Source organism: Psychrobacillus sp. Z16_25 (assembly GCF_056856695.1).
Genome location: NZ_JBXEOV010000002.1, coordinates 60796 through 81596, shown reverse-complemented (window position 1 = coordinate 81596; position 20801 = coordinate 60796). Strand labels below are relative to the sequence as shown.

Annotated in this window: 27 protein-coding genes; 7 read left to right on the top strand and 20 right to left on the bottom strand. The window is 38.2% G+C overall.

Going from position 1 to position 20801, the window contains the following annotated elements:
- Positions 1–6: 6 nt before the first annotated feature.
- The 11 genes from AC1VU3_RS02990 to AC1VU3_RS02940 all read right to left on the bottom strand — a co-directional run bounded on the left by AC1VU3_RS02990 (position 7) and on the right by AC1VU3_RS02940 (position 7880).
- Positions 7–582: a YpmS family protein gene (locus AC1VU3_RS02990; RefSeq protein ID WP_480387827.1), complete on the bottom strand. Its 576-nt coding sequence runs from the start codon at positions 580–582 to the stop codon at positions 7–9.
- A gap of 152 nt (positions 583–734) precedes the next feature.
- Entirely contained in the window at positions 735–1553 is an 819-nt protein-coding gene (locus tag AC1VU3_RS02985) for a GDSL-type esterase/lipase family protein (protein WP_482982700.1), read from the bottom strand.
- A 118-nt stretch (positions 1554–1671) separates the two neighbouring features.
- Complete coding sequence (locus tag AC1VU3_RS02980; RefSeq protein WP_480387825.1) at positions 1672–2511, bottom strand: DegV family protein; 840 nt, start codon at positions 2509–2511, stop codon at positions 1672–1674.
- 57 nt (positions 2512–2568) lie between these two features.
- Positions 2569–3339: a lysophospholipid acyltransferase family protein gene (locus AC1VU3_RS02975; protein ID WP_482982699.1), complete on the bottom strand. Its 771-nt coding sequence runs from the start codon at positions 3337–3339 to the stop codon at positions 2569–2571.
- Positions 3302–3793: a dihydrofolate reductase gene (locus AC1VU3_RS02970; RefSeq protein ID WP_482982698.1), complete on the bottom strand. Its 492-nt coding sequence runs from the start codon at positions 3791–3793 to the stop codon at positions 3302–3304. The genes AC1VU3_RS02975 and AC1VU3_RS02970 overlap by 38 nt, the downstream gene beginning before the upstream one ends.
- Positions 3794–3808: 15 nt before the next feature.
- A complete protein-coding gene (locus AC1VU3_RS02965) occupies positions 3809–4753 on the bottom strand; it encodes a thymidylate synthase (protein ID WP_482982697.1) in 945 nt (314 codons plus the stop codon).
- 42 nt (positions 4754–4795) lie between these two features.
- Positions 4796–5365: a YpjP family protein gene (locus tag AC1VU3_RS02960; protein WP_482982696.1), complete on the bottom strand. Its 570-nt coding sequence runs from the start codon at positions 5363–5365 to the stop codon at positions 4796–4798.
- A gap of 296 nt (positions 5366–5661) precedes the next feature.
- Positions 5662–6624 carry a leucine-rich repeat domain-containing protein gene (locus AC1VU3_RS02955; protein WP_482982695.1) on the bottom strand — a complete coding sequence of 321 codons (963 nt, stop codon included), beginning with the start codon at positions 6622–6624 and terminating at the stop codon, positions 5662–5664.
- A gap of 32 nt (positions 6625–6656) precedes the next feature.
- Positions 6657–6911 (bottom strand): hypothetical protein, encoded by a 255-nt coding sequence (locus tag AC1VU3_RS02950; RefSeq protein WP_482982694.1) that lies wholly within the window; start codon positions 6909–6911, stop codon positions 6657–6659.
- On the bottom strand, positions 6908–7372 hold the full coding sequence (locus tag AC1VU3_RS02945; protein WP_482982693.1) for a hypothetical protein: 465 nt from the start codon (positions 7370–7372) through the stop codon (positions 6908–6910). Before AC1VU3_RS02945 ends, AC1VU3_RS02950 begins: the two co-directional genes overlap by 4 nt.
- Positions 7373–7400: 28 nt before the next feature.
- Positions 7401–7880, bottom strand: a complete 480-nt coding sequence (locus AC1VU3_RS02940; protein ID WP_482982692.1) for a peptide ABC transporter substrate-binding protein — start codon at positions 7878–7880, stop codon at positions 7401–7403.
- 187 nt (positions 7881–8067) lie between these two features.
- On the opposite strand from AC1VU3_RS02940, the gene AC1VU3_RS02935 reads away from it, so the two are divergent.
- Together AC1VU3_RS02935 and AC1VU3_RS02930 are read left to right on the top strand one after the other, a co-directional pair.
- Positions 8068–8565 carry a hypothetical protein gene (locus AC1VU3_RS02935; RefSeq protein WP_480387816.1) on the top strand — a complete coding sequence of 166 codons (498 nt, stop codon included), beginning with the start codon at positions 8068–8070 and terminating at the stop codon, positions 8563–8565.
- 24 nt (positions 8566–8589) lie between these two features.
- Entirely contained in the window at positions 8590–9069 is a 480-nt protein-coding gene (locus AC1VU3_RS02930; RefSeq protein ID WP_482982691.1) for a DUF3997 domain-containing protein, read from the top strand.
- Between the two features lie 399 nt (positions 9070–9468).
- Here AC1VU3_RS02930 and AC1VU3_RS02925 read toward each other — a convergent pair whose 3' ends face one another.
- Together AC1VU3_RS02925 and AC1VU3_RS02920 are read right to left on the bottom strand one after the other, a co-directional pair.
- A complete protein-coding gene (locus AC1VU3_RS02925; protein WP_482982690.1) occupies positions 9469–10248 on the bottom strand; it encodes a class I SAM-dependent methyltransferase in 780 nt (259 codons plus the stop codon).
- Positions 10245–10682 carry a BrxA/BrxB family bacilliredoxin gene (locus AC1VU3_RS02920; protein ID WP_482982689.1) on the bottom strand — a complete coding sequence of 146 codons (438 nt, stop codon included), beginning with the start codon at positions 10680–10682 and terminating at the stop codon, positions 10245–10247. The genes AC1VU3_RS02925 and AC1VU3_RS02920 overlap by 4 nt, the downstream gene beginning before the upstream one ends.
- Before the next feature lie 544 nt (positions 10683–11226).
- Here AC1VU3_RS02920 and AC1VU3_RS02915 point away from each other — a divergent pair.
- Together AC1VU3_RS02915 and AC1VU3_RS02910 are read left to right on the top strand one after the other, a co-directional pair.
- Positions 11227–12657, top strand: coding sequence for a UDP-N-acetylmuramoyl-L-alanyl-D-glutamate--2,6-diaminopimelate ligase (locus AC1VU3_RS02915; RefSeq protein WP_482982688.1), 1431 nt, complete (start codon positions 11227–11229; stop codon positions 12655–12657).
- 87 nt (positions 12658–12744) lie between these two features.
- Positions 12745–13602 carry a manganese catalase family protein gene (locus tag AC1VU3_RS02910; RefSeq protein WP_480387811.1) on the top strand — a complete coding sequence of 286 codons (858 nt, stop codon included), beginning with the start codon at positions 12745–12747 and terminating at the stop codon, positions 13600–13602.
- A 91-nt stretch (positions 13603–13693) separates the two neighbouring features.
- Here AC1VU3_RS02910 and AC1VU3_RS02905 read toward each other — a convergent pair whose 3' ends face one another.
- From AC1VU3_RS02905 to AC1VU3_RS02890, 4 genes are all read right to left on the bottom strand, one after another.
- Positions 13694–13990: a hypothetical protein gene (locus AC1VU3_RS02905; RefSeq protein ID WP_480387810.1), complete on the bottom strand. Its 297-nt coding sequence runs from the start codon at positions 13988–13990 to the stop codon at positions 13694–13696.
- Between the two features lie 589 nt (positions 13991–14579).
- Positions 14580–15692, bottom strand: coding sequence for a conserved virulence factor C family protein (locus AC1VU3_RS02900; protein ID WP_480387809.1), 1113 nt, complete (start codon positions 15690–15692; stop codon positions 14580–14582).
- A gap of 13 nt (positions 15693–15705) precedes the next feature.
- Positions 15706–17583: an ABC-F family ATP-binding cassette domain-containing protein gene (locus AC1VU3_RS02895; RefSeq protein ID WP_480387808.1), complete on the bottom strand. Its 1878-nt coding sequence runs from the start codon at positions 17581–17583 to the stop codon at positions 15706–15708.
- The gene (locus tag AC1VU3_RS02890; protein ID WP_482982687.1) at positions 17580–18209 is read right to left on the bottom strand and encodes an HD domain-containing protein; all 630 of its coding nucleotides are present in this window, start codon (positions 18207–18209) and stop codon (positions 17580–17582) included. The genes AC1VU3_RS02895 and AC1VU3_RS02890 overlap by 4 nt, the downstream gene beginning before the upstream one ends.
- Positions 18210–18479: 270 nt before the next feature.
- On the opposite strand from AC1VU3_RS02890, the gene AC1VU3_RS02885 reads away from it, so the two are divergent.
- A complete protein-coding gene (locus tag AC1VU3_RS02885) occupies positions 18480–18683 on the top strand; it encodes a cold-shock protein (protein ID WP_480387806.1) in 204 nt (67 codons plus the stop codon).
- Between the two features lie 33 nt (positions 18684–18716).
- On the opposite strand, the gene AC1VU3_RS02880 is transcribed toward AC1VU3_RS02885, so the two are convergent.
- Complete coding sequence (locus tag AC1VU3_RS02880) at positions 18717–18902, bottom strand: zinc-finger domain-containing protein (RefSeq protein WP_480387805.1); 186 nt, start codon at positions 18900–18902, stop codon at positions 18717–18719.
- A 97-nt stretch (positions 18903–18999) separates the two neighbouring features.
- On the opposite strand from AC1VU3_RS02880, the gene AC1VU3_RS02875 reads away from it, so the two are divergent.
- Positions 19000–19395 (top strand): reverse transcriptase-like protein, encoded by a 396-nt coding sequence (locus tag AC1VU3_RS02875; protein ID WP_480387804.1) that lies wholly within the window; start codon positions 19000–19002, stop codon positions 19393–19395.
- Positions 19396–19560: 165 nt separating this feature from the next.
- Positions 19561–19770 carry a hypothetical protein gene (locus AC1VU3_RS02870; protein WP_480388105.1) on the top strand — a complete coding sequence of 70 codons (210 nt, stop codon included), beginning with the start codon at positions 19561–19563 and terminating at the stop codon, positions 19768–19770.
- A 184-nt stretch (positions 19771–19954) separates the two neighbouring features.
- Here AC1VU3_RS02870 and AC1VU3_RS02865 read toward each other — a convergent pair whose 3' ends face one another.
- Positions 19955–20425, bottom strand: a complete 471-nt coding sequence (locus AC1VU3_RS02865) for an SRPBCC family protein (RefSeq protein WP_482982686.1) — start codon at positions 20423–20425, stop codon at positions 19955–19957.
- Between the two features lie 91 nt (positions 20426–20516).
- On the bottom strand, positions 20517–20717 hold the full coding sequence (locus AC1VU3_RS02860) for a cold-shock protein (protein ID WP_480387802.1): 201 nt from the start codon (positions 20715–20717) through the stop codon (positions 20517–20519).
- Between the last annotated feature and the right edge of the window lie 84 nt (positions 20718–20801).

Sequence of the window (20801 nt, the reverse complement as noted above, 5' to 3'; positions counted from 1 at the left end):
CCCCCCTTATTTTGTAGGTACGACTATTTCTAGGATAATCTTATCTACCTTTAAATCCAACTCTTTTGCTCGGACGTTGACACCAGAGGCAACAGGAATACTCGTTAGCTGCAGTAGGACCTCTTCATCCTGTGGCTTTACAATCATCCAAGGAGGTAAATCGACGGAATCCCTTAACAGCTTTAAAACTGTTTCAGGAGGAATTTGTAGATTTCCGACTTCTACAGAAGACTGTTCCATCCGTATATTCCCATCTTCCTCCACATAAGGATCAAAATACATCTTCACAGGTAACGATAGGGAAAAAATTGTAAGTTCAGATGTAAGGACAATTTGATCGTCTACCTCTAGCTTCAGAGGCAGTGGTTTGCCACCCATCGCTTTATGGATAAAGGAATTCGCTATTCCTTCAAAATCCTCTTTTGTCGTGTTGACAGTTAACACATGTCCCGAAGCAAATGCCTCTGTTTCTATAGGCTCCTCTACGTAGTCAGAAGGAGCAGTTATCCAATAGATGAACGCTCCAATACTTCCTACAATGATAATAAGGAGCAAAAAGAACGCTATCTTCCATTTATTCATTTCATCAACCCCTTAAGAAAAGCGCAAGCGCCTATGTCCGTTGCAAAAAGCAAATGAAACACAGCAAGTATACACTCGGCCACTGCAATATGCTCCTATTTATCCTCGTGCGAGAACGCTCGAGCTAAACAATCATTAGAAAAAAATATTTTCTAATCCCTTATAAAAAACAATTCCCTACTTTCCTTATCAATCAAACCACAATTTTCTAGCGATTCGATAACCCTGTCGGTAATAAGCTCATAGCCTTTACTATTGGGATGGAAGAAATCCGTATGATAAACAAGATTTGCGTTTGTATCAAATAAAGTATCTATCGGTGCGTAGCAGGCATTTATATCACTATAGGAAAGAGATTCAATTGTATCGTTCCAATCCGTAACAATTTGATCAACTTCACTTGTTTCTTCGGATACAATGGTTATTGGATTATAAATACCAATCATCACAATTGGAGCAGTACTATTAATCTCTCGAATCTCCTCTAAGATAGAATCATAATTGTTTTCAAAACGTACCAATTCTTTTTCAAAGGCTTCTACCTTCAAGTTAAAAAGGTCCTTCTTAAATACCTTCATCATATCGTTACCACCAATCGTTACGGTGATGATGTCTGCCCTTCGAACATGATGATCAATATCCCCGTCTCTCAAAAGCTTTAACAATTGGTCACTTCTTCTACCTCTTTTTGCAGTATTGGTTATTATCACGTCTTCTATTCCTTTATACGCTAAAATTTCCTTCTGCAACCTGCCAACATAACCATTTCTTTTAAGGCTATCCCCTACTCCTTGTGTCAGTGAATCACCTAGTCCGACTATATCCAATGTCTTCGGGAAAAACTTTTCAGGAACGGATAACTCTTCAAACAAAACTGTCTGTTTTTCTTGAAAACTTACCTCTCTTATTTCTTCCCCACTACACGCTGCAAGAAGTAGCACGATACAACAAATTTGAATGAAATACTTCATTGTTAACCCCTTTACTATAAAACGCTGTAACCTTATTCCTACCTACCCTAACACTCACCTATTATTTGTAGCCGGTTTATAAATAAAGGCAGGGACAAACACCTCCCTGCCTTTCGATTTATTCTGTCATATACATAAAGCCTACTGCTCCTGGGCCAGTATGTGTGCTAATTACTGGTGAGGTAATCGACAGTTTCACATCTTGAAAGCCAGACTCTTCTATAAGCTCTTTTAATGGAGTAGCCATTTTCAGTCCATTTGCGTGAGAAATTCCTACTGCTTTTACTACTTTCCCTTTTGTGTCCTCCATAAACTGATTAAATAGATAGTTTACTACCTGCTTATGGCTTCTTGCCTTCGCAATCGGCGTATAAACACCATCGTCTAAAGAGGCGATTGGTTTGATCGACAATAGAGAGCCGATCATCGCCTTTCCCTTTCCTATCCTTCCGCCTTTCACCAGATTCTCTAATGTGTCTACCACAACAAAAAGATGGGTTTTAGAGCGGATATCATATACCTTTTCTATAATCGCTTCCTTCGATTCACCAGAGATAGCCATTTTTGCTGCTTCCTCCACCTGGAATCTTAGCGCGAATGAGATAAATCTACTATCAATTACTGTAACATCTGCATTGGTTAATTCAGCGGCACTTTTTGCTGATTCCACTGTCCCACTCATCCCACCAGTCATATGGATGGAAATGATGGAATCTCCTTTTGCTCCTAATTCATCATAGAGCTCCTTAAACACTCCTATAGCTGGCTGAGATGATTTAGGCAGCTCCTTCGTTTTTGCCATTTTCTCTAGAAACTCTGCTGGCTGAATATTTACCCCGTCAATGTAAGATTCATTTTCAATTTGAATTGTTAAAGGTACTACATGAATATTATATTTTTCAACAATATCCTGTGGTAAATCTGCTGTTGAATCTGTAACAATATGAACCTGTGACAATCATATCAATCCTTCCTTAGTAGCCTCTATTTAAAAAGAAGCAACCCTTTATGTAAATTAATTGGAATTATTCATAAGAACGAGCTCTCGCTCAATTCTTTGCTGAATTAACTGTATCATATCTTTGCTATTTGTTCCTAAAACCTCTGTACTACTATATGTTGGTAAAATACTTATTTGAACATGCGCAGGACGGATTTTGTTATTATTTTTCTCCATAATCTCAGAAGTTCCCTTTATAGCAATGGGAACAATCGGAACTTGTGCTTCTTTCGCTATACGAATAAAACCCGATTTGAATTCTCCGATTCCTTGTCCTTTACTTCTCGTTCCTTCCGGGAAAATTAATATGGAATGTCCTTTTTTTAACTGCTCGATTGTATCTAAGATAGATTGATAGCTACTTTTTCTACTGCTTCTATCTAAGAAGACACAGTTCATTTCTTCCATCCAAGTTCGAATAATCGGTAGTTTCTTCACTTCTACTTTTGAAATAAACCCAAAAGGCTTCGGAATATAAGTGAGTAACGTAGGGATATCAAAGTTCCCTTCATGATTACTAATCAGTAGAACTGGCCCTTCTGGCAAATTTTCCAGCCCTTTCACTTCAAACGTACTTTTTGTACGCTCTAATATTCCTTCTGCCCACATTTGGGGAACAGAATGTACAAGCTTGTCATATTCTTCAGTAGAGAGCTTGCCCTTCTGTTCCTTTATCTTGCGTAATCTTGGCATACTTATCGGCAAATAACCAAATAAGAAGCCAAACGTTCTTAAAGATGAAAACAAACTAGTCACGAACCTTTCTATCATAAACCAAATATACATATGTTATTCCATCAGATGTTTGCATTTCCTCTGAAGTCTGTGTAAGCGCCCAGTCACTTGCACTATATGGTGGGAAATACGTATCACCTGTAAAGTTCTGTTGAATATAGGTGATATATAAACGATCAGCATTCGGAAGAATCGTACGGAAGATTTGCTCTCCTCCAATTACCATTACTTCTTCATGGTGTTCTTTTGCTATTTCAACAGCTTCCATCAAACTAGTCGTGACAACTGCTCCCTCTGCCTGGTAATCAGGATTTCTAGTCACCACGATGCTTTTCCGACCAGGAAGTGCTCTACCTATTGACTCAAACGTATTACGCCCCATAATCATTGCTTTTCCCATCGTCTTTTCCTTGAAGTAAGCAAGGTCACCAGGGATATGCCAAGGTAATTTATTTTTATATCCGATTACTCGGTCCGGATCATGTGCGACGATTAATGAAATCATTGCTTCTCCTCCTATTTATACGGCAATATCTGCTTTGATTTTTGGATAAGGATCATAGCCCTGAATGGTAATATCCTTTATTTCAAAATCAAAGATAGATTTATCTTCCTTTGTAAGGACAAGCTCGGGAAGAGTCCTTGGTGTTCTGCTGAGCTGCGTGTCGACTTGGTCCATATGGTTTAAGTAAAGATGTGCATCTCCTAATGTATGGACAAACTCACCAACTGAAAGATCACATTCTCTTGCTATCAAGTGTACCAGCAAGGCGTATGACGCAATGTTAAACGGCACCCCTAAGAATACGTCTGCGCTACGTTGGTATAACTGACAGGACAACTTTCCATCTGCCACATAGAACTGCATGAAGCTGTGACAAGGTGGCAGTGCCATATCGTCCACCTCAGACGGATTCCAGGCTGTTATGATATGTCTCCTAGAATCAGGATTCGTTTTTAGCTGATCAATAAGCTTCGTTAATTGATCAATCGTCTCCCCATTCTTTCCGGGCCAAGAACGCCATTGTCTACCATAGACAGGTCCTAAATCACCAAATTCCTCTGCAAACTTTTCATCAGCAAGAATTTGTTCGCAAAACTTCTCCATTTCTTGTTGAACAATCTCTTTGAAAGCTGGATCCTTTGCTGCCCTTCTTCCGAAATCCGTCATATCCGGTCCTTTATATTTTTCACTATTTACCCATTTTTCAAACGCCCATTCGTCCCAAATATGAATATTATCTTGGATCAGCGTTTTCACATTTGTATCACCCTTTAAAAACCAGAGAAGCTCTCCCACAATTAAACGAAATGCCGTTTTCTTTGTTGTCATAAGTGGAAAGCCATCTTGCAAGTTAAAGCGCATTTGATAACCAAAGACACTTTTTGTGCCTGTACCAGTGCGGTCGCCTTTTTCTACCCCGTTCTCTTTAATATATCGCATTAGATTCAAATATTGCTCCATTTATATCGCTCACTTTCTGATTCAAGTAAAAAAAGCTCTCGACTAGGAGAGCCATTTTGGTGGTGTATTTTTAGACCAATATATCTCACCTAACACATAATGCTTTGCATAGTGATCTTCGGCTAAATGATAATGGAAATTAAAATAGTATCCATCTAAAGGCTTTTTATCTGTACGAACATGAAATCTAATAATATCCTTCTTAGATTTTTCATCAAAGATATGGAAAATCCTCTCATGATAGTCTCCAGATGGTGTTTCTGTAATGCCCAGCTGTTTGATGGACTGGTTGTCCAGCTTCTGTACAGCGACATCGATTGCCTCTTGCATTCTAGGGAAGATCACCTGCTCAAACTCATCCTGAATAACAGGTCCTATTCGGTGTCCAAATTTTATGTATGATTGTTCTTTTGCTGCAATAGCCAGAAGTTCCTTTTGATCAACGGTTTCCTCTATGACACTACTATATTCAATACCCGTATCAGCCGATGAGAAAGTATTTGGTGATTCTTTTTCAAGCAGCTGCTCCCAAATTAAATGGTTCGGGGAAATTAATCCAAACGTCAAGAATGCAACTGTGATAATAATGGATTTCTGAAGCCACTTTTTCAACTTAAACACCTTCTTTTTGAACAAATTTGTCATAACTTGTATAAACATATACGTCTAAAAGAACAAAAGGTTTCCTCTTTTTCATATTCATTGTACAATAAAAAGTGGAAACATTCAGTAGGTTTTTTATGAAGGAGGAATTTCTCATGAATTCAGTCGTAATAGGGATCGGATTTCTATTTTTACTAGGTTATTTAACTTCTTTGTGTTTCACGGACTAATTAGCTTATCTTTTAAAAAACATTAAAGAGCACTTCCGAACTTATGGTTAGTCGGAGGTGCTCTTTTCTTCTTACTCATTCAGCTATTATAACATTTTCAGAGATCACTAGATCCTCTCTGTTTTCGAGTAGCCTCCAATCCTTGACTTTCTCTTTGTTTATTAATAAATATTTTAGCCCCTTAATATTATTTAACGGTTGGATAGACGTTACATTTGTATCTCGAATATCTAGGTATGTTAGGTTACGTAAATCTGATAAAGGAGACAAATCTGAAATCTCTGTATCCGAAACCTGCAGACTCTCCAGATTATTCAACGAGCTAACAAATTCAAGAGAATGAAGAGACGTTCCGTTCATCGAAAGAAAAAGTAAAGATTCTAATTTACCAAGTGTTGAAAAGTCCTTAATTGGATTGTCTATCAAAATAAGACTTTCAAGATTCACTAGTCTTTCGAGTGGAGACAACGAGATGACTTGATTGTTGGTAATATCTAAATCTTTGAGAGAAATCAAGGTATCCAGTGGAGCTAAATCTTCTATTCGATTATTAACCAAATTAAGACTTACTATATTTTTTAACTCTGGAAAATCCTTCAGCTCCTCTAGGCCACTATTTGATATTTCCAACGTATTTAATTGCTTAAAAGAACTTAAAAAAGACACTTCTGATATAGGTGTGTTCTGGAGATATAGATATTTTAAGTTACTTAATTTACTGATAGAGTTAATATCTATAGGAGCCGTCACGTAAAGATGTTCTAAATTTTTCATTTCAGATAATGCTGATAAATCATCATTATTCTGACTATCAATGGTTAAAGTGCTTACCCAAACTAAATCTTCATGTGTTAGTTCTTCTTTTGGAACTTCAATTTGTTGGGAGATTTCAGTGAGAAGTGCATCTGGAATATTTACAACCGCCATGGTTTCTTGAATTTCTTTTTGTGGTGTATCATTTTTCTTGATAATATCGCTCTCATTTTCGCATCCAACTAACAATAAAAACAGGAAAAATACCATGTGTTTTTTACTCATCACGTTCCCCTTTTTCATTTGATCACTTATAGTTATGAATTTATATTTGAGTTCCCCTGTGAGACGAAGGAATGATAGTTTTTCCACAGCTTCAATAGGAATTTATTTACGATTAAAAGTAGACCAATTACAAAAAAGAACCAAACGAAAAAGTTATCAAAGAAGTCGGGATAATAAACATCTACACTAAGTCTCATTCCAGCCGCTAATACCTCGGCAATTCTTTCAGCAGTAAAAAATATTCCACTTAGAAAAATAAAGAATACACCCACCAATTCTAATCTCATTTTCTCTCCCCCAAATATCCAAGATCGACCCCAAAGTGTGTTTGGATATCATTATCTTCTGTCACTGGTTGAATCCAGCACACCCCAAATTTAATTGTTCTGCTAGCGAAATTAGGAAATGGGATATACTGGATGCCGTTATCTAAATAGACTCCATTATAATCCTGCTGATAAATAGGATAATTGAATTCTCCAACCACGCCGATTGTCAGCTTTATATCATCCTTATAGAATGCAATCGCTTCTAGCATCTCTCCACTTTCCGTATAGCCCTTGATATCTAAACCTGGGATACAGCATGTAATTTCCTTTATATTATTTTCATTTTTTACTTCAAATAAAATCATATACCTGCCATCTACATCTTGGCACAAACGATCTTTTTCTATTTCTATCGCTTCATACTCTACTTCTAATCCGTTCACTAGTAATTTGATTTCCCCTAATGGAGTTAATAGCATGCAGTCCCACCCTTTGTTTGATCTGGAATTAAGAAACCCAGGTGATTGCTACTTCTTTGGATTTCCATTGATTGTCTTCAAAATATATGCTGCCTTGTACTCCCACTGCACCATCACCAGACCGGTATTTGGAACCTTCAAACAAGACGGCCTCATCAGACTCGGGTTGAATCTTGTCTATTCTAAGAAGTACACCGTTTAAAACCTTTGTTTCTGAATCATAGTGCTCTTTTTCTTTTAGCTGCTCCAGAGTAGCTTCTAATACTTCTATTGAATATTTTTCCTCGAAGTAGCTTAGGATTTTAATTATGTCCTCTTCCTCTGTATCTTCAAAATTACTCGTATCAATCGCGATATATTCCATATTCTCACTTAGTACTTGTTCCTGGTGCAAAATGGATTCCAATGCCACGATATAGATTTGTCCTAAATCCCCTTTTATTGGCGTTGACTTACAAGCTGTTAGCAATAGTAGTCCCAAAAGAATAAGAAGGAACCTCGCTCTCATAGTTACCCCTTCCTTTTTCAGAATTTTATTTAAATTTTAACATATTTAACCATTTTAGGAACTTTATCTAAGCTAATTTATATAAAAAAACTTTCTTCTAAGGGTATATGTTAATATATGGATAACAGGTAACACTAAGGGGGAACCAACTATCAAAAAAGTATATATGTTTTTGGGAGTACTTGTTGTGATTTTTTCTGTATTTCTAATTTACAATCATCGACAATCACCGACACAAACAGATGTATGGAATGCTACGGAGGGCTGGAATCCAGAGACAGAGGAAGTCATTTCAATTGAAAAGGTTGGCGAGGAATGGTTAACCATTTTTCGAAACAAACACTCTGTTATGATTGCTCGATTAGACCAAAATTGGTTAGGGTTTTGGGAGGTTAAAAATGACGAAGGGTCAGAAAGTACACTAGCTTCCACCTACTATCCTCCTTCTCGAGATGAGACTTTTACATGGAGTGCCTCCGGTTCAAGTCCAGCCTATTTCTTTGGTCAAGTCTTGAACAACGACATAAAACAAATAAAGGCGGAGACAGGAAAGAACTCCTTTGAAAATGCTCTATTTCTGAACGAAGGTCGCTTTTTCTTTTTAAAATCTGAAGGGTTTGTATACCCTGTAAACATTCAAGGATTATCGGAATCAGGGGAAATAATCTATTCTACCAAAAAGTAATCCCAACTTGAAAGAAGGATTGATTTGAGAAAATACGAATGGCTCAAAATGTTTGGTAACAACAGAAAAATAGCGTTGGTCCTCCTGCTATTCTTACCTTTAGTCGGTTGTGCAGGTTTAGCCGATTATACCATTCCACTAGATAATGGATTTCGTATAGACCGTAGATCAGCTCATTGTATTGCCATTTATGGAGAGAAGCCTAAATACTCGGAGGATGACACTAGCTATGATTATCTTTATGTCCCAACCGAAGTCACAGGTATTTGGTGGAACGATGATTATATAGTTGCTAAGCAAATAGAGTTAGTAGCTGATGAAAGAGGCTATGAGCAGCCTCCAAAGAACCCCACCAAAAGTGACAATTCTTATTGGATCATTGATGTAAACAGTCGTAAAGTGTTAGGTCCCTTAAACGAAAAAGATTTGGAAAAGGAAACCGATCAATTAGAAATAACGGATTTGATCTCTTTGGAATTAATTGAAAAGCTAGATAGATACTAAATATCCATTTTCTTCAACGGATGGAAGCAGTAAAAAAAGGGCCGGGACAAAATTTTTCTTGATGGGTTATATTCTTTTTGGAATGTATTGATTAAACTTCAATTTAAGTAGGAAACATTAATGGTTTGGAGAAGCGTCGGCGACTCCTGCGGGAGCAGGGTGGTAGGTAAGACAGCACAGCCATGCGCGTCAGCGATGGGTGCTGGCTTACGGGGGAGGGAAAACTAAGAACGTCACGTCGTGTGACAACGTTTTCCTGACCTACATCCTGTCGGCCTCCACTCCAAGCGTCCGACGTAGCGGAGAACCTGAGTCTCAAAAACTAAGAAAGCACTTATGATTCTAATCATATATTAGAACCATAAGTGCTTCTCATTGGATTTGTCCCAACTTCTTCTTTTATTTCTCCTTTATTCCATAGTGAAATTTGGAGGTTAATCTGATTTGTTGTGAGAAGCCATATTGTTGGAATAAAGGAGATCGGAAGTGTGCCTTCAACACTACTCGCCTTTTGGCTACTCGAGTTGCCTCTTTCACCCACTCAGCGGTTAATGTATCTTGCACCCCCACTTTTCGTAACGCTTGAAAGTTATTTGACTCCGTTATCTCTTCTTCAAACATTGGATCCATATAGACCACGTCGTAAGCATTATCTTCGCTTTGCTTAAGAAAGTTCACCGAGTCTTCTTGGAATAACTTTATCCGCCTCATACATTCATTGAGCATCTCGTTATCGGAGGTATATTCCTTCAATCCTTTCCCGACGAGGTAGGCAATAATCTTATTTTTCTCACATGCATGCACCATTCCACTGCTCCCTACCGCATGGGAGGCAATAATAGAGTCGGAGGAAAGGCCAGCTGTAGTATCTAGAAAGGAATCACCTTCGGTAAGACCTGTTGCTTCGAGCATGGAATCTTGCTCTCCGTTTATTAATCTTTTCAAGCGAAATGCTGCAGAGTTAGGATGAAAAAAGAATGGTTCCTTCGCTCCAAGACTATAGAACTCTAGTCTTTCCTTGCTCACAAGCACAATATCAGCATTCGTATCCTTTTGCATGCGCTCTATGGAACGTTTACGCCTTTCTACATAAGGAACATTCAGTTCAGCTGCAATCTTTCTTGCCTGACTAATATGCTCCTTATCTGTTCTTCCAGGTGTCGTTACAATGAGTGTCATTCTGCGATTATTTGAGCAAGAACACCTGTTAGATGCTCTTTAATAGATTCCATCTCATGGTTTTCAATTTGTTCCCTTGGAATAAAATAAGCTAACTGCCCATCCTTCCAAATTGCGATAGAAGGAGAGCTTGGAGGCACTTCTTCAAAATATCCACGCATCGTAGCTGTTGCTTCTTGGTCTTGTCCAGCAAAAACAGTTACCAGATGATCCGGTTTTTCCTGTAGCTCTTCTATAGCACCAACCACTGCTGGTCTAGCTAATCCTGCTGCACAGCCACAAACGGAATTGATCATAATAAGTGAAACACCTTGTGCATGCTCCATATGCTCCTGCACTTGCTCTTCGCTTATTAATTCTGTAAAGCCTGCATCCGTCAGCTCTCTTCTCATTGGCTTTACAACCTCTTTCATATATTCATCGTATGCATTCACGCTTACATGCTCCTTCCAATTACCTTTTTATATTGTTCTTTCAATTCATTTTACCTCCAACAGCATATAATTTCATTCATTTGAACTCTACCAACGGGAATGTTCCGTTTTATTCCAAATCACTTTCTTTATGATTCTTTAAAAATAGGACAATTTAGACAAATAAATGGATTTCCTCCGATTTAGAAACATTTATCTAATACCTTCTTCTTACTTTCTTTATACTTCATATAAATACATTTACCCCTTTTTTATAAAATTTATATATTTTTATCTTTTTTAGGTTAGTTTTATATCAAAAACGTGTATTTACTATTAGTGGGGTTAATACTTGCTCTAAAATGGGCTAATCTAAGAAGAAACATACGACAAAGCATCTATATGTTTAGTAGGCAGCTTACCAAATGTAATCGAAAGGAATTTCTTAGTGAACAATTAGAACAGTACATATAAATAGAAAGCTGTTCCAACAGTTCATTTCTTTACATGAAAGAACGGATTTTCCTCTCGTAGTAGTAGATAAATAGACGGGGAGCGAGATAGAATGAAGCTAAGTGAATTATTAACATCAGTACAACATAGAGGAAAGGTTACGGAGGATATTGACATCACAGGACTGGCATTTAATTCCTCAGAGGTAAAGCCAGGCTATCTTTTTGTTGCAATTACAGGAACCAATACAGATGGGCATCTTTTTATAGAGGATGCGATTACGAAAGGTGCAGCCGCCATAATCGGTGAAAGAGATAGTGAATCCACCACCTATCCTTATTTTCAGGTAGAGAATTCTCGAAGAGCCTTAGCCCATTTGGCAAAAGCGTACTACCACAATCCTGCTAGCGTAAAGATTTTCATAGGTATTACAGGTACGAACGGAAAAACAACAACATCCTATATGGTTAAGCATATTTTTGAGGCTCAAGGAATTTCTTGTGCCTTATTTGGCAGTATTGCTGTGGTTATCAATGGAGAAGAGCATCCTTCCCCACATACTACCTTGGATCCGCTGACCTTTCACCAGTTTCTTGCCGAAAGTGATGACCAAGTAGTAATTATGGAGGTATCTTCACACGGTCTCATACAACACCGAATTGAAGGTCTCGAATTTGACGTGTGTATTTTCACGAACATCGAGCACGAGCATCTAGATTATCATGAAAATATGGAAGCATACTTTGAAGCTAAGAAATCCTTATTTGATTTCTTAAAGCCGGATGGTACTGCAGTCGTTCACTGTATGAATGATTACGGAGAAAGATTAAGTACATACGTTCAGTCAATTGGAAAGAAGGTACTTCAAATTGACGGATCAAATCCAACATACATAATAAATGGAAATGAGCTGATAGAAAAGCAAGACTATCAACTCCTAAGTTACTCCCTCCTCACCCAAATGAAAGGAAGCCATAACATTGAAAATGCAGCAAATGCATTCTGTGCTTGTAGAGCATTAGGAATCGAACCTGAGTTGATATCAGTATCCCTACGAACTTTTTCAGGCTTACCAGGTAGATATCAATTATTTAAGTCTCCAATAGGTGCAACTTTTGTAGTCGATTACGCTCATACGGCTAATGCGTTCTTCCATATCTTAGATACAGTGAGGTCACAACAGCCAAACAATATCATTCATATCTTTGGTTTTAGAGGAAATCGCGACACTGGCAAAAGAAGAAAAATGGTGGAGATGTCCTTAAAATATAGTGATTGCTGCATTCTTACATTTGATGATTTAAATGGAGTTTCCTATAAGGAAATGATTATGGAGTTAGAAGCATTAGGGAATCACGAAAAATGTATCATTATTCCTGATCGAACAATGGCTATTCATTATGCATGGGAAAGAGCAAAAGAAGATGATTGGGTGGTTATTACAGGAAAAGGCTGTGAAACTTATCAGCAGGAATATTCTTTTCCAACAACAAACGATATGGAAACGTTAAGGTATTTATCCAGAATAAAAGCCTATGTTTAATGAAATAAAGTCCTCGTATATCAGTCAACATTCCGTACATCCTAATAAACAGGTTGTACAAATTGTCTGATGAAAAGAGGAAAATAGATGTATTACTATAAGGAAGAGCTAATCAATATTATTAAGCCTGACAAACCGGATCCAGCAGCCGCTAAAATTTTACAAGAGATTCTTGGTGGACACTTCGGTGAAATGAGAACGATGATGCAGTATTTCTTCCAAGGGTCCAACTTTCGCGGTCCAGAAACCCAATACCGAGATCTCTTGAAGGCAGTCTTTTTAGAGGAAATTGCTCACGTAGAGCTTGTTCAAAATACGATCAATCAATTACTGAATGATTCTGGTATGTCTGATCAAGCCGGTAATGCGGGTATGGATGGTGCACCGCTAGATGATGCCACGAAGCATGCAAACCCACATCACTTCATTATAGGGGCACAGGGGTCTCTTCCAGTAGACGCTGCTGGAAATCCATGGAACGGTTCTTGGGTATATGCTCACGGTAATCTAATTGCAGACCTTTTGGATAATGTCGTGTTAGAATCTACCGGAGTTCTTCAAAAAACACGTATTTATGAAATGAGCTCCAATCAAACATTTAGAGAAACTTTGGCATTTTTGATTGTCAGAGATAATGCACATCAAAATGTATTTGCCAAAGCATTAGAGACCTTAGGTGTAGATTGGGGCAAAATCTTGCCGATACCTAATTACGATATCAATAAGTATCCCGAGTGCAAAAAGTTCGTAGATATGGGTTATCATAATGCACAGTTCAATTTCCGCTTAGATCCAACAAGGGTACAAGAAATCTTTCAAGGACAGTCTCCTAGCAGGAATGGTGGACAAGTTCAGGTTACTCCACCACCGCAAGGTTTCCCTGTTCCTGTACTCCCTGTTATGCCAAATGAGCATAGTCCAGGATTAAGTGATTTGAACAGGTAAGAGAAAGTTTAAAAGGCACACGGCGACATGTATCGTAGTGTGCCTTTTCTATAAAAAAGGGCCCTCCCATAAATAGAAGAACCCGTAAGTACTATTCTAATGACTTATTTAAACCTTTACCGGACAATCTTTCTCTGTACTTCATTTCTTGATACTTTTTCTTCAACATTGCCATTCGATAATCGAAGTATGCGCCCACAATTCCGAGGGGAAGACCACCAGCGGAGATAGACAACAATACGACAAAAAGATTGAGCTCTTCTACCTTATAGCTTAATAAAAACATAATCAAAAGAGTACCCACTAACGTCATGAACAACGTAAAATAATAAGTGATCTTTAGCTCTTCCTTTTTATTCAGTTCTTCTCTTTTAAAATTCTTCGCCATACAGATCCCTCAATTCTACAAGCCGTCTTTTATTGTATTATTCACACTTTTCCTCATGTTTACACATACATTTATGGAAATTTTAATTACATTTTATTTACAAATGTTTTTCTCCTTATCATATGGAAATATTCCAACCGCTCGTGACGAAATAGACTAGAAAATTTTTCTATTATTTTATCATATGAAAGTACAGAAAAATAATATTTCATCTATATTTTTTGATAAAAATTAAGAATAATACAATGCTGTGTGAGAGTAAAGAACTATAGATGTAGACAGAAATGATTCATGGGGATAGGAGAAAAAATAGCAAAGAGTACGACAAAGTCCAAACGTTTCTTTGCAACTTTGTTCCGAGCAATTTCACCACTCCCCTAATTGGGGCTTTCGTTTAGTTTGAGAGACGCGCAGAGAACCTAACACTCAAAATAAGAAAGCACTTATGATTCTTATCAAATGATAGAATCATAAGTGCTCCTCTTACCGCATATCTCAAACTCAAAAGCCTGCATAGGAATGTCCATTTATATAGCGGCTCCCTGGTATACTATCAAACTAGCTTCTGAGTAATTGAAAAGATGTTATTTTATTTACTTCTCGCTTCATTCATTTGCTTCCAAACAGATCCTTTTGCTTCTTCCCCTTCTTCAATTCGTGCGATTGCCATGCGAATTTGTAAGCGGACCTCGTATTCTTTGTCATCCATTGCTTCTTTTAATGCAGGGAGTGCTTCTTCATCCCCTACTTCATAGAAATACATCGCTGCACGCCATCTTACTAATTTGTTTTTATCAAACAATGCTTCTTTCATTGCAGTAGAGAATTGCTCGAAGCCCAAATCACTCATCGCGTCGCCAGCAGTTCTTCTAACTGAAGCACTTTTATCCTTTAATGCTATTTCTAAGTATGGGATTACTGCTTCGTCCTCTAAAAGTCCGAGATAAACCGTCGCTAGACGTCTAATAGATACTTGCTCATCCTCCAATGCCTTTGCGAGGATTGGTAAGTCCTCCAGCTCAGGGTTGATCAAGTTGTTTAGCAGCTGAAATCGTACCTTCCAGTCTGGATGATTGAATTCCTCTAATGTGAACGGAGCACGAACCGGCTTGCGTTCTTCACTATTATCTTTATTCTCTATGAGGTCCTGCAGCTTGCTTTCCGGGAAGGTTGCCTCCAGCTCCTTCACCAGCTGCTCTCCAATCTCCTTTTGGTCTCCATATCGCACACCATAATCTACCCATTTACGAAGAAGGATATAGTTTTCCTTGTCCCCCTCCATCGCCTCGTCTAGTGCCTTTGTAAACCTTTCAGACAGGCCAAAGCGAGTTTCCGACTCACTATCAAACACCTTCACTTGAAGAGGAATTCCCTTGTATTGCTGCACATGCACATAGACCTCTCCGTAGTGATCAGCAGGCTTGTCACTGTCTTGACTGTCATTCTCTGCCCCAAAAACGTTTTCGACAGAAGCTAATATGGATTCCCAGCTAAATTTAGCGATACGCTCAATTGCTAAGAAATCGGCTACATGATAGACACCCTTGACTCCCTCTATCGCAAAAATCTCTTGGATTTCTTTTGGTGCATCTTGGATATTGTTTTTGTTATAGTTATGACTCTTCCCAAATGGAAGCTCTTGGTCGATATTGACCTTCATTGTATTTGGACTAGGTGTTGGTTCAATGGATACGATTTTCATGCTATTCCCTCCATTACTTGGTTGCTAACTCTTCTAAATACGACCATCTTTCAATAAGCTGCTCATATGTTTCATTTGCTTTTTCCAGTTTTTCGGTTAATTCTCTTACCAAATCGTAATTGGCTCCGGCGTTTGTAAGCTGCTCTTCTAGCTCCATAATGAGCTGCTCAGCCTTCTCGATTTCTCCACCAATTGCTTCCCATTCTCTTTGTTCCTTATAGGAAAGCTTCTTCTTTTCCTTTTGTGGCTTTACAGTTGGTTCTTCTTTCTTCACCGGCTGTTCTTTTTCTGCTGTTTTATTTTCCTCTAAATAATCGGAGTAAACACCCAACCATTCCTTTACTGTCCCATCTCCATTTACTATCCAAAGCTTTTTGGCAATTCTGTCTAAGAAAAAGCGGTCGTGGGAAATGGTGATAACAACACCTGGAAACGATTCAATAAAGTCCTCAAGCACAGACAAGGTTTGGATGTCCAAATCATTTGTAGGCTCGTCCAGTAACAATACATTGGGCTGCTCCATCAACATTTTTAGTAGAATCAGCCTCTTCTTCTCTCCTCCACTGAGTTTGCCTATTTGAGTACCATGTGTGTGTAGGGGAAATAAAAAACGTTCCAGCATTTGAGCTGCAGATAACTTCTCACCAGATGATACTTCAATTGAGTTAGAAGACTCTCTAATATATTCAATCATACGTGTTTGCTCGTTTAGTGGTGGTAGCTGCTGGGAAAAATGTTTCAGCTTAACAGTGGAACCAACAATGATTTCTCCACTGTCTAAAGCTAATTCACCCGCAAGCATCTTTAGCAACGTACTTTTGCCAGCTCCATTTGGTCCCACGATGCCAATTCTGTCACCAGCCTGTAGAAGAAAGGAAAAATCCTCTACGATTTTCTTTGAACCAAAGCTTTTAGATATATTCTTGCCTTCTAGTACCTGCTTCCCTAAGCGAGAGGAAGCTAGCTCCATGTCCAAAGATTGGGACCCACTATTTCTATCTATCTTCGAGTCTAACTCTTCAAAGCGATCAATTCTAGCCTTTTGCTTGGTCGTCCTAGCCTTTGCCCCTCTTCGAATCCATTTCAATTCATTCCGGTAAAGGTTTTGCAGCTTTTGCTGGGATGCTGCATTCATTTCTTCTCTTAATGCCTTCGATTCAAGGTAATCTGCATAGTTTCCAGTATGCGTATATAGTTGCTTGTCAGCCAGCTCATATATATGAGTAGCAACTGCATCCAGAAAGTATCTGTCATGAGTGACAAAAATCATCGCACCATTTATTCGCTGAAGCGTTTCCTGAAGCCAGTCTGTGGATTCCTTATCTAGATGGTTTGTTGGCTCATCTAACAGCAACAAATCTGCCGGCTCAATTAACACCTTGGCAAGCGCCACTCTTTTTTGCTGCCCACCAGATAAATGAAGAATCGATTGCTCAAATTGCGTGATTCCAAGCTTGGTTAAAGCAGTCTTTGCAAGAGCATTTACATCCCAAGCCTCTAGCTCGTCCATTTTTTGCTGAAGGGCTAATAGATTATTTTGTAGCACCTCTGAAGTTGGGTCAGCCGATAGTCTCTTTAACGCTTCTTCATAATCTCTGTTTACTTTTAGAATAGGAGAGTCTCCACTGAACACAGTTTGAAGCACCGTTTCATCCTTCGTAAAAACAGGCTGCTGCTCTAAATAAGCAACACGAAATTTGTTTGGATGGTCACGCTCAATAGAATCTGCCTCCAGTTCTCCTGCAATAATGGATAAAAAGGTAGACTTCCCCGTTCCGTTAATACCAATCAAACCAGCTCTGTGCTGATTATGTATCGTGAAGGAGATGTTTTCAAAAAGCGTCTTCTCTCCTACTGTTTTTGTTAAATTGGATATGATTAAATGACTCATATATCTTCTCCTACTTCTTTTCTCAATTGTTCTAAAAATTGTTCCATGAACTGATGTCTTTCCATAGCAAGCTCTTGCCCTCTCTTTGTGAGCATTCCCTTAGATAATTTTAACAGCTTCTCATAAAAGTGTGTCACTGAGGAGGTTGCTTTGGACCGATACTCTTCCTCCGTCATTTCTTCTCTTGCTTGCTCACTAGAATCATAAAGCTTTCGGCTTTTTGCTCCTCCATACGCGAAGGTTCGCGCTATCCCAATAGCACCGATTGCATCCAATCGATCCGCATCTCTAACGATTCTCGCTTCTACCGACTCGGCAGGTAGCTCATGCCCACCATTAAAGGAGACAGATTGAATGATTCGCTGGATTTGTTCCTTCTTTTCCTTATCTAGCGATAGCTTCTCTAGTATGGAGACCTCTAACTCTTTCCCATTAGAATATTTTGGGTCACTTACATCATGCAGCAAGACGGAGAGAAGCACTAGCTCCTTGTTAGCCTGCTCTTCATCCTTTAAAATTTCCATAGCATTATTCCTGACTCTTTGTATATGTTGAAAATCATGGCTAGCATCAAATTTTTCATAGATTCCTTTTACTAGCGACTCACAATAAGTAACCGTGTCCATAAGTATCTCCTTTCTTGCAAATAAAATCTATGTATACGTTCTACAGAAACGAAGATTAAAGCAATAGTTAATGCTTACAAGCTTACTTGTAATCCCGATTTGTATTTCTATTATAACAAAATTTATAGAGTGACCGTAGCAGGCCCACTTAAAAGTCTCTATATAAGTGAATTGTTAAATAAAACAACAAATAATTGACAGTTTGTGTCACTTTCTGTATAGTGAAACTATCCATTTTCAGAATTTTTGGTGGATTAAGGGAGGAACAGAATGCAACAGGGGAAGGTAAAATGGTTTAATAATGAGAAGGGCTACGGCTTTATCGAATACAATGACGGCGAGGATGTGTTTGTTCACTTTACCGGCATACAAGGGGACGGGTTTAAAGCCTTGGAAGAAGGACAACTTGTTACTTTTGAAATTGTAGAAGGAAATCGCGGTCCTCAAGCTGCTAATGTGATCAAGCAGCAATAATACGTCCTTCCCTGGGATCTTTTCCAGGGTTTTTTATTTGGACTCTGTAAGCCTCTGACCAAATTCCTTTATTTCCTCTCCAACGGTACAGTCTTTAATACAGAAATGATGGGCTTTTGTCTTCCCTCTTTCCCTACGAAGCTGAGCTTTTACCAAACAGCCATCACAATATGTTTGCAGTAAATGATCAATTTCATTCATAATATCTGTATGCTTCATATACTTAATCGCTCCTTGAAGTTAATATTTATTGATTGTACAACTAGACTTCTCGTCCTTGCAAGTAATGAAGACGGATTAATAAAGGGGAAATTTGATGCTAGAAGTATATATTGACGGCTCTACAATTGGAAATCCAGGTCCCAGTGGAATTGGAGTTTTCATTAAAGGAGAAGGCCACCATATTAAAATAAGCGAATATATAGGAGAATATACAAATCATACAACGGAATTTTTAGCCTTATTACGAGCTGTTGAAGAAGTGCAAAAGCTCTCCCCTTCCATCGTATCGGTAAGAACGGATTCTCAAGCCGTTTTAGCTGCAGTAGAAAAACGATATGCTAAAAACGAAGAATTTGCAGAAATTCTCAAAAAAATCCTGGCTATAGCCGATACGTTTGATTTATTTTTTATCAAATGGATTCCTGACGAGCAAAACAAAGCAGCCCATGCTCTAGCTCGTGAAGCTGTTGCAAAAGGGACATCTCAATAGGAAGGTATACGGTTTTAGAAAGAAAAACAGATCAACTTACATTATGTTGGTCTGTTTTTTCATTTATTTGGTCCATCTATTAAATAGTGTTGTATTTTATTGGAATTTAAAGCAATATGGTAATTAAAGGATATTTATTTAGAAGGGGGAATTGCTTTGCATTTAATGATATCCATAGTTCTTTCAGGACTTTTAGGGGCAGTACTCTTTTTGATGGGTCCATTTGGTGTCGTCATTGGTTTTGGTATTGTGGTAGGCATCTTATTTAGAGGCTTATACTTATTAGCTGATATCCAAAAGAGGCTATCCAGAGTGACCCCAAAACCAGATAAGGTAAAGGATGCTCTGGAGGAATATTTAAAGGAACGAGCTTGAAATTGAACTGCAAGCAGGATAAGTCGGTCATCTTGAAAAGGGTGATCTGATTGTCCCAAAGTTGGCCTCAGATAGAAAATTGGAAATAATCAGGTCTGTTTATCTATGTTTTTAGCTGTTCGCTTACCCTCACGGAACCTTTTATTCATACCACTACAATAGTTAAGTAATCTATCGGTTTTTATTATTCTCCCTCAGCTTGCGTATTGTACGCTGCCTCAATCGTTTGTTTTGTGCGATTCAAAAAGCTGACAATCGCATCATCTTTTCCAAATAGCTGAAATAAAATCAATAAAGGATTTTTCGGTTTGTTTACCGATGTATAAATAAAGGTTGTCGTTCCATCTGGATTACTTTTTAGCTCATAAGCAGTCTTCATATTAAAACGATTGCTTAACACAAAGCTCTCCTCAATAACTTTGTAATCTTCTGTGTCCTCATATTTCGTAATCGTAATGTCATACGTATCCGAATAAGTTGTAAGTTTATATGTCTGTTTGAATGTAGACCCCACAATGGTATTTGTTATATTCGTATACTCTTCTTCCTCTATTTTAGGAAAGATTGCTTTCTTCTTCTCCAAATTTCCATAAAAGTAGGGCCAAGCAAATTCGATTGGAACGTCTATCTGAATCTCTCTTTTCCATTTTTTCATGCTATTTGCTCCTTATGTAAGTTATGTTACTTCTATCATAGCACAAAAAAACAGACTCTCGAAAGAGTCTGTTCAAGTTATTGGTTTAAAATTAAGCTTTAACTACGTTAGTAGCTTGAAGACCACGTTGGCCTTGCTCGATTTCAAATGTCACTTCTTGACCTTCATCAAGAGTTTTGAAACCGTCGCTTTGGATAGCTGAGAAGTGTACAAATACATCGTCTCCGCCTTCGCGCTCGATGAATCCGAATCCTTTTTCTGAGTTAAACCATTTTACTTTACCTTGTTCCATGTTTGTTTCCTCCTCGTATGCTAACTGCAGCATACATTTTGTTACTATCCTTGCTCAACACTGTTAAGTAAAAGTGTTGCCACC

Bases quoted from the DNA above. Each gene is read 5' to 3' on its own strand.
- AC1VU3_RS02955 (WP_482982695.1), bottom strand. From the start codon at position 6,624: ATGAGTAAAAAACACATGGTATTTTTCCTGTTTTTATTGTTAGTTGGA.
- AC1VU3_RS02890 (WP_482982687.1), bottom strand. From the start codon at position 18,209: ATGGACACGGTTACTTATTGTGAGTCGCTAGTAAAAGGAATCTATGAA.
- AC1VU3_RS02900 (WP_480387809.1), bottom strand. From the start codon at position 15,692: ATGAAAATCGTATCCATTGAACCAACACCTAGTCCAAATACAATGAAG.
- AC1VU3_RS02945 (WP_482982693.1), bottom strand. From the start codon at position 7,372: ATGCTATTAACTCCATTAGGGGAAATCAAATTACTAGTGAACGGATTA.
- AC1VU3_RS02990 (WP_480387827.1), bottom strand. From the start codon at position 582: ATGAATAAATGGAAGATAGCGTTCTTTTTGCTCCTTATTATCATTGTA.
- AC1VU3_RS02925 (WP_482982690.1), bottom strand. From the start codon at position 10,248: ATGACACTCATTGTAACGACACCTGGAAGAACAGATAAGGAGCATATT.
- AC1VU3_RS02905 (WP_480387810.1), bottom strand. From the start codon at position 13,990: ATGGCGAAGAATTTTAAAAGAGAAGAACTGAATAAAAAGGAAGAGCTA.
- AC1VU3_RS02915 (WP_482982688.1), top strand. From the start codon at position 11,227: ATGAAGCTAAGTGAATTATTAACATCAGTACAACATAGAGGAAAGGTT.
- AC1VU3_RS02975 (WP_482982699.1), bottom strand. From the start codon at position 3,339: ATGTATATTTGGTTTATGATAGAAAGGTTCGTGACTAGTTTGTTTTCA.
- AC1VU3_RS02985 (WP_482982700.1), bottom strand. From the start codon at position 1,553: ATGAAGTATTTCATTCAAATTTGTTGTATCGTGCTACTTCTTGCAGCG.
- AC1VU3_RS02965 (WP_482982697.1), bottom strand. From the start codon at position 4,753: ATGGAGCAATATTTGAATCTAATGCGATATATTAAAGAGAACGGGGTA.
- AC1VU3_RS02950 (WP_482982694.1), bottom strand. From the start codon at position 6,911: ATGAGATTAGAATTGGTGGGTGTATTCTTTATTTTTCTAAGTGGAATA.
- AC1VU3_RS02880 (WP_480387805.1), bottom strand. From the start codon at position 18,902: ATGAAGCATACAGATATTATGAATGAAATTGATCATTTACTGCAAACA.
- AC1VU3_RS02860 (WP_480387802.1), bottom strand. From the start codon at position 20,717: ATGGAACAAGGTAAAGTAAAATGGTTTAACTCAGAAAAAGGATTCGGA.
- AC1VU3_RS02865 (WP_482982686.1), bottom strand. From the start codon at position 20,425: ATGAAAAAATGGAAAAGAGAGATTCAGATAGACGTTCCAATCGAATTT.
- AC1VU3_RS02970 (WP_482982698.1), bottom strand. From the start codon at position 3,793: ATGATTTCATTAATCGTCGCACATGATCCGGACCGAGTAATCGGATAT.
- AC1VU3_RS02910 (WP_480387811.1), top strand. From the start codon at position 12,745: ATGTATTACTATAAGGAAGAGCTAATCAATATTATTAAGCCTGACAAA.
- AC1VU3_RS02875 (WP_480387804.1), top strand. From the start codon at position 19,000: ATGCTAGAAGTATATATTGACGGCTCTACAATTGGAAATCCAGGTCCC.
- AC1VU3_RS02895 (WP_480387808.1), bottom strand. From the start codon at position 17,583: ATGAGTCATTTAATCATATCCAATTTAACAAAAACAGTAGGAGAGAAG.
- AC1VU3_RS02885 (WP_480387806.1), top strand. From the start codon at position 18,480: ATGCAACAGGGGAAGGTAAAATGGTTTAATAATGAGAAGGGCTACGGC.
- AC1VU3_RS02870 (WP_480388105.1), top strand. From the start codon at position 19,561: ATGATATCCATAGTTCTTTCAGGACTTTTAGGGGCAGTACTCTTTTTG.
- AC1VU3_RS02940 (WP_482982692.1), bottom strand. From the start codon at position 7,880: ATGAGAGCGAGGTTCCTTCTTATTCTTTTGGGACTACTATTGCTAACA.